Here is a 4,991-nt window from a genome sequence, read left to right as displayed (position 1 = left end):
CCCGCGCCCGACCGCGGTTCAGGCCAGCGCGGCGATGGCCGCCTCGTAGTTGGGCTCCTGGCTGATCTCGGGGACCTGCTCTGTGTAGGCAACCTTGCCGTCCGCACCGATGACGACGACGGCGCGCGAGTACAGGCCGGCAAGCGGACCGTCAGCCATGGTCAGGCCGTAGTCCGCACCGAAGGTGGAGCGGAAGCCGGAGGCGGTGACGACGCCGTCGAGCCCCTCGGCGCCACAGAAGCGAGCCTGGGCGAAGGGCAGGTCCATGGACACACACACCACAGTGGTGTTGTCCAGCTCGGCGGCGCGCTTGTTGAATTCGCGCACGGACTGGGCGCACACGCCGGTGTCAACGGAGGGGAAGACGGACAGGACGACGCGGCGGCCGGCCAGCTGCTCGCTGGTCACCGGCGTGAGGTCCGCGCCCACGAGCTCGAAGGCGGGGGCGGCGGCGCCGACGGCGGGGAGCTCACCAACGGTGGTGACGGGGTTGTTCTGCAGCGTGATTGAAGCCATGAACTCATCATCTCATTCGATGAGTAGCGGCACCAGTCATCCCAGTAACTTCTCAGTTCCGCTGACGGCGGCCGGGGCGTGTGGGCCAGCGCACCGTGGACAGCACGCCGGACGAGCCAGCCCAGCCCCAGCAGCGCACCGGACAGCACCACACGGCGCCACGCCCCCTTTGGAGCGTCGCCTTGTCGATTGGAACGTGCCTACCCGATTGCGCAGCGCCATACAGCTCCCGTAGAGCACGTACCAATCACCAATGACCGTCCGCATCTGCCAAAGCACGTTCCAATCAACTCATGGCTGCGCCACTCCACCGCCCCAGCACACGCACGACGAACCTCATGCCCAGCCCGACTCCCACACGCACCAGGCCTGCCGCGGCCAGGTGGTGCGAGGTCAGCACCGCAGTCAGGCGCACCCCGCCCGGCACCAGTACGAAGACCAGCCCCATCGCGAGGCACACGCAGGCCAAGGCCCCCGTGACGACGTCGTCCACCACCCCACGCATCCAGCCGCGGTCCGACGCCGAGGGCCGGGTCCCCACCGTGAGCTCACCCCGCGAGAGCTGGTCCGTCACCCGCTCAACGCGCTCAGGTAGCCGGCGGGCCACCAACGCCGCAGTCAGCGCGGTGTGGGCAGCGATCTGGGCGTTGCGCCGAGGCGAGGCGAGGTCGGCCACCAGGGCAGGCACCACCTCCCGCGCCGCCTGCATGAGCCCCAGCTCAGGGTCGAGCGCGCGCAGCGTGCCGTCCAAGGACGTCAGCGTGCGCACCGCCCCCGCCACATCGCCCGGCACCGTGATGCCGTTGTCACGCAGCATGCCCTACAGGTCCGAGACCGTGGCCGGGTCAACCTGACCCGTGTGCGCCAGGAGAGTCATGACGCGTCCCAGCTCACGCTGGAGTCTGCCCCGGTCTACCTCCACCGCGCCGCTGGCAGGAAAGGCCATCAGCAGGGCGGCCGTGGCAGTGACGTTGTCACCAGCGACCACAGCGGACACGAGCGCTACCAGCAGCTGTCGCGTCTCCGCGTCGATGACGCCGATCGCTCCAAAGTCCAGCAGACCCAGCCGGCCATCGTCGAGCAGCATGATGTTGCCCGGGTGCAGGTCCGCGTGGAAGACCCCTCAACCAGGATCGAGCGGGCGGTGGCCGTCATCAGCTCGCGCGCCAGGCGTCCTCGCTCCTCCGCTCCCAGGCGCTCGGCACCCTCGGCCACCGAGGCGGCGGCGAAGGGCTCCGGCTCCAGATGATGCAGCACCTCGTCCGGCGAGGCACCCCACTCCTGAGTCAGCAGCTCACGCACCTGGCTTCCGTGCACCGGTGCGGCCGAGGACTGGAGCTCCTCCAAGGTCTCCGTCAGTGAGGCCGGCAGCAGGTCGGCACGTGTGGACAGAATCTGGCCCAGCTTGACGAAGGTAACGCCTGCTTGGTTGAGCGTGCGCACTAGTGCCTGCCCGAAGGCCGGAGACTGTGGCCCCTCCCGCAACGCTGCCCCGAGGCCCGAGCGTGAGACGATCCACGCCAGGTGAGCGTAGCGCAGACTCCTGCGGCACGCCTTGACGCCTTCGCGCGCCAAGCTCACGGGACCAGGAACCGATCCGGTGGGCACTACCGCCTCCAGCGCCACGAGCAGCATGATCGCCACCACGACGACGCAGGCCAGCACGAGCGCCGCCACCACCATGGCCAGACCGGCACTCACGGCCAGCTGCCCTTCCTGGATGATCCCGAGCAGCGTGCCGGCCCAGCGCGTGAGCGGGATCGTCATCACCACCACGACCAGGGAGACGCCCAGAGCCCGCACGAGCCCGACCTGCGGCGTGATCGCGCGGATCGCAGCCGCCAGCACCGCCGCAACAGCAAGGGTGGCCAGAACCTGCCACATCAGCTCCAGGAGGGTCATGCTGCGAGTGCAGGAGACCCCCGTGACACAAATGGCGCGCTGTGACAGCAGCCCGCCCGACGGCGCAGCCCGCCGTCCGGAGCGTCCGCCGTCGTCACAGCGCCAGCAACTGGTCGCTCAGCGCGGGCCATGCCTCCACATGCGTGCGACCAAAGGGCCGAGCCCCCAGGAACACGGCCTGCCGCCCGGCCACCGGATCCACCCAGATGAAGGAGCCGGCCTGGCCAAAGTGGCCAAAGGTCTGCGGGCTGTTGCCCGCCCCCGTCCAGTGCGGGTGCTTGGAGCCGCGAATCTCCACGCCGAGGCCAAAGTCGTTGGGAGACTGGCGCCCGTACCCCGGCAGCACGCCGTCGAGCTCCGGGAGGACGACGTCGCAGGCCTGCCGGGCCAGCGACGGCGAGACGAGCGTGGGCGCGGCGAGCTCGCGGGCGAAGAGTGACAGGTCCCCGGCACTGCCCTGGCCGGAGTAGGCCGGCGATCCAGGCACGCTCACGCTCGCCATCCCCAGCGGCTCCAGCACGGTGGTCTCCACCCACTCCTCCAGCGGCGTGCCCGTGGCCTCGACGAGGCGCTCCCCCAGGATCTCGATGCCGCGGTTGGAGTAAACGCGTCGTCGCGCCGGCGGGGCCAGGACGGCGTCGGAGTCAAAGGCGATGCCCGAGGAGTGCGATAGCAAGTGGCGCATCGTGGCCCCAGGCAGCGCAACCTGGTGGCCTGCGCGAGCCCCGCCGTCGTCACTGCCGCCGGCACCGCCACCGTCACCGCTGCTGGCCGGCGTCGCCGGATCGTCCAGACTCAGCAGCCCACGATCGACGGCGACCAGCGCACTCCAGGCGACAATCGGCTTGGTGACGGAGGCGAAGGGGAAGACCTCGTCGGTCTCGCCGGCCTCGGCAAGCACCTGGCCGTCGCCGGTGAGCACCAGGCCCACCGGGAAGTCGAAGGCCTCCAGCGCCGGCAGGCTACGACCGTCGTGCGTGGTCGAGACAGTCATGGACGCGCCTCCAGGTCTAGTCGAGGCAGAGCCGCTGCTCGTGGAGGACCTCCGCCACCGGAAAGGTCGAGGACCCGCCCTTGCCCAGGGCACGCGCGATCTGGGTGGTGAAGGAGTCCACGCGGCGGCCGGTGTCGCGCATGTCGTAGTACTGCTCGACGGCGTCGTCATAGACCGCGAGCGCCTCCTCGTGCGCCTCCAGATCCGGGTAGGAGTTGGTGCCCACCGTGATCTCGCGCGGCAGGCGCGGCTTGAACTGGGGTTCCTGGCCGGGGTGGCCTACCAGGAGACCAAGCAGCGGGTAGGTGCGCTCGGGCAGGCCGAGGGCGGCGATGACGCGGCGCAGGTCGGTGCCGATCGAGCCGAGGTAGGTGGTGCCCAGCCCCAGCGACTCCGCCGCGACGACGACGTTCTGCGCCGCGATCACCACGTCCTCCACGCCCTGGAGGAACAAGGTGGTGCGCTCCAGCGGCTCCAGGGACGCGCCGGCACGCTCGCGCAGGACGGCGTTGCGGTGCAGGTCGACGACGAAGACCAGCAGCTCCCCGTTGGTCCCGCCCACGTAGGGCTGGCCGGAGACCTCACGCAGCTCCTCGCGCAGAGCCGGGTCGGTGACGCGGATGATGGTCACCTGCTGCTGGAAGGAGGAGGTGGCTGAGTGACGGGCGACCTCCAGCAGGGTCTCCATGACCTCCGGGCTGACCGGCTCGTCGGTGTAGGAGCGAATGGTGCGGTGGGCGAGCTGGGCGCGGATCGTGCTGTTGAGGACCGGAGCCTCGGGGGCGGTGCGCAGTGCGGATGCGGCGTCAGTCATGAGGCGAGCCTAACGCCGGGGGCAAAGCCTGCACCGGGTGCGAGGCCGATGCCCTGGGCGAGGCCTGTGCCGGGTGCCGGTGCCCACCGACCGTCAATGCGCCGACCGACCGTCTAATCCTCGACCGACCACCGGATTCGCGCATTTGCAGTGGTCGGTCGAGCCATGAGTGGTCCGTCGGCAGAGAGGTGGCCGGTGGAGGCATGGGTGGTCAGAGGAGGCGCCCTCAGTCCCGGTTAGCATGTCCGCGATGCCCTTCTACCGTCGTTCACGCAGCTTTGGTCCTCTCCCCACGGTCGGCCCAGCGCCGCAGTCCGCCAACGCCTCGGTGCTGCACTCCGCCGCCACGCCAGCCTCGCAGCCGGCCGACCCCTGCGAGGTCGGCTACGCCGTCGTCGATCTGGAGACCACGGGACTGTCCCCCGCTACTGACGCCATCCTGGAGATCGGCCTGGTCCTGACCGCACCCGACGGGACACCTCAACGCACCTGGTCCACTCTCATCAACCCCGGCGCAGGGCCTGACGGCGCGATCGAGGTTGGCCCCACCTTCATCCACGGGCTGCTACCCGACGACCTTGCCGGCGCACCCAGCCTCGACGACGTCGCCGACCTCCTGGTGCGCGACCTCGCCGGTCGGGTGGTCGTGGCGCACAACGCGCGCTTCGACGTCGGCTTCCTCACCCAGGCGCTGGGCACGCGCGGCCACCTCGCCCGCGGCGCGCGCGTGCCTCGCGTGTGCACGATGGAGTGGGCACGGCACTT

7 protein-coding genes are annotated in these 4,991 nt (G+C 70.2%); 1 reads left to right on the top strand and 6 read right to left on the bottom strand.

Annotated features, from left to right (window positions below; all coding sequences use genetic code 11):
* Positions 1-18 precede the first annotated feature (18 nt).
* From tpx to HMPREF0058_RS02390, 6 genes are all read right to left on the bottom strand, one after another.
* A complete protein-coding gene (gene tpx / locus HMPREF0058_RS02410) occupies positions 19-516 on the bottom strand; it encodes a thiol peroxidase (RefSeq protein ID WP_006548077.1) in 498 nt (165 codons plus the stop codon).
* 286 nt (positions 517-802) lie between these two features.
* Complete coding sequence (locus HMPREF0058_RS02405) at positions 803-1,333, bottom strand: hypothetical protein (protein ID WP_040319489.1); 531 nt, start codon at positions 1,331-1,333, stop codon at positions 803-805.
* A 3-nt stretch (positions 1,334-1,336) separates the two neighbouring features.
* Positions 1,337-1,603 (bottom strand): hypothetical protein, encoded by a 267-nt coding sequence (locus HMPREF0058_RS12265; protein ID WP_161800699.1) that lies wholly within the window; start codon positions 1,601-1,603, stop codon positions 1,337-1,339.
* Positions 1,519-2,418, bottom strand: coding sequence for an AarF/UbiB family protein (locus HMPREF0058_RS02400; protein WP_006548074.1), 900 nt, complete (start codon positions 2,416-2,418; stop codon positions 1,519-1,521). The genes HMPREF0058_RS12265 and HMPREF0058_RS02400 overlap by 85 nt, the downstream gene beginning before the upstream one ends.
* Positions 2,419-2,512: 94 nt before the next feature.
* On the bottom strand, positions 2,513-3,412 hold the full coding sequence (locus HMPREF0058_RS02395) for a serine hydrolase domain-containing protein (RefSeq protein WP_006548073.1): 900 nt from the start codon (positions 3,410-3,412) through the stop codon (positions 2,513-2,515).
* Positions 3,413-3,428: 16 nt separating this feature from the next.
* Positions 3,429-4,226, bottom strand: a complete 798-nt coding sequence (locus HMPREF0058_RS02390; RefSeq protein WP_006548072.1) for an NADPH-dependent oxidoreductase — start codon at positions 4,224-4,226, stop codon at positions 3,429-3,431.
* A 250-nt stretch (positions 4,227-4,476) separates the two neighbouring features.
* On the opposite strand from HMPREF0058_RS02390, the gene HMPREF0058_RS02385 reads away from it, so the two are divergent.
* On the top strand, positions 4,477-4,991 hold a 515-nt coding region (locus HMPREF0058_RS02385; RefSeq protein WP_040319636.1), incomplete at its 3' end, for a 3'-5' exonuclease.

This window comes from Actinomyces urogenitalis DSM 15434 (assembly GCF_000159035.1).
In the GTDB taxonomy this organism is placed as follows: domain Bacteria; phylum Actinomycetota; class Actinomycetes; order Actinomycetales; family Actinomycetaceae; genus Actinomyces; species Actinomyces urogenitalis.
The sequence above is the reverse complement of the archived record's forward strand: the minus strand, read 5'-3'. Positions and strand labels throughout refer to the sequence as shown.

Bases quoted from the DNA above. Each gene is read 5' to 3' on its own strand.
- HMPREF0058_RS02395 (WP_006548073.1), bottom strand. From the start codon at position 3,412: ATGACTGTCTCGACCACGCACGACGGTCGTAGCCTGCCGGCGCTGGAG.
- HMPREF0058_RS02400 (WP_006548074.1), bottom strand. From the start codon at position 2,418: ATGACCCTCCTGGAGCTGATGTGGCAGGTTCTGGCCACCCTTGCTGTT.
- tpx (WP_006548077.1), bottom strand. From the start codon at position 516: ATGGCTTCAATCACGCTGCAGAACAACCCCGTCACCACCGTTGGTGAG.
- HMPREF0058_RS12265 (WP_161800699.1), bottom strand. From the start codon at position 1,603: ATGCTGCTCGACGATGGCCGGCTGGGTCTGCTGGACTTTGGAGCGATC.
- HMPREF0058_RS02405 (WP_040319489.1), bottom strand. From the start codon at position 1,333: ATGCTGCGTGACAACGGCATCACGGTGCCGGGCGATGTGGCGGGGGCG.
- HMPREF0058_RS02390 (WP_006548072.1), bottom strand. From the start codon at position 4,226: ATGACTGACGCCGCATCCGCACTGCGCACCGCCCCCGAGGCTCCGGTC.